This window comes from Paenibacillus sp. OT2-17 (assembly GCF_009827695.1).
In the GTDB taxonomy this organism is placed as follows: domain Bacteria; phylum Bacillota; class Bacilli; order Paenibacillales; family Paenibacillaceae; genus Paenibacillus; species Paenibacillus polymyxa_B.
The window spans coordinates 1-922 of the sequence record NZ_WUDQ01000910.1; the positions used below are offsets into that span (position 1 = coordinate 1).

At 38.7% G+C, this 922-nt stretch carries 1 protein-coding gene; it reads right to left on the minus strand.

What is annotated here, in order from left to right; genetic code table 11:
• On the minus strand, positions 1–922 hold a 922-nt coding region (locus GRP75_RS28120; protein WP_237449245.1), incomplete at both ends, for a thioesterase domain-containing protein.

The following is a 922-nucleotide window of genomic DNA, read 5'->3' on the forward strand; positions in this document are numbered from 1 at the left end:
TGCCTGGTTATCTCCAAACATGCCTTTTATAAGTTTCTCATTTTCTTCTATAAATTCTTTATCCTGTTGCTCAGCAAGTTTCTTAGCATCTTCGCTTTCTTCCTCAATAAGGACAAATGATTTAGCCGAATCCAGAAAGATTATATCGGATACATGATGTCCAGTTTCAATTAATACTTTAGCAACTTCAAATGCCAGATTACCTCCTGCCGAGTAACCAAATAGAATATATGGGCCCTCGGGTTTGACAGAAGTAATTGCCTTCACATACTCCTCCATCCTGCTCTCATTTTCTATAAAGTCAAAGGAATATATGGAATAAGCATTCATTTGTTTTGATAAACTACCATAAGCTATTCCATTTCCTCCTCCTGGAGGGAATGCAAACATAAGACTCTCCATTGCTGAATTAAAATGAATTGCCGGACTTGGTGTAATATAATCATTGGCGTACGTATTGTGAATAAAACGGGCAATTTCCTTTATGGTTGGGGCCATATAAAAGTCTTTTAGTGGTACCTCAACATTTAACTGTTCATAAATTCTGCTTATAAGGGATATTGCCTTCAGTGAGTATCCTCCCAGTTCAAAGAAGTTATCATTCACACCAATTTTTTGTACTCCAAGGGCATCATGCCACAGCAGTGCAAGCTTCTCCTCAACTTCACCGCAAGGCTCTACATACTCTACTGATGTAGCTAAAGTACCGTCATTTTGGGGTAAATTATTCCGATCTATTTTGCCATTGGCTGTCAAAGGCAGCTTTTCCAGCTGAACAAAGTATTGTGGTATCATGTAATCGGGAAGTTCTTTTAAGAGAAGCGCCCTTAAATCTGATATTGTAGATTCACTTTCCCCTGCTATATAAGCACACAAATACTTGTTGCCCTCCTGGTCTGTCTTTGCAATTACCGCAGCTTCT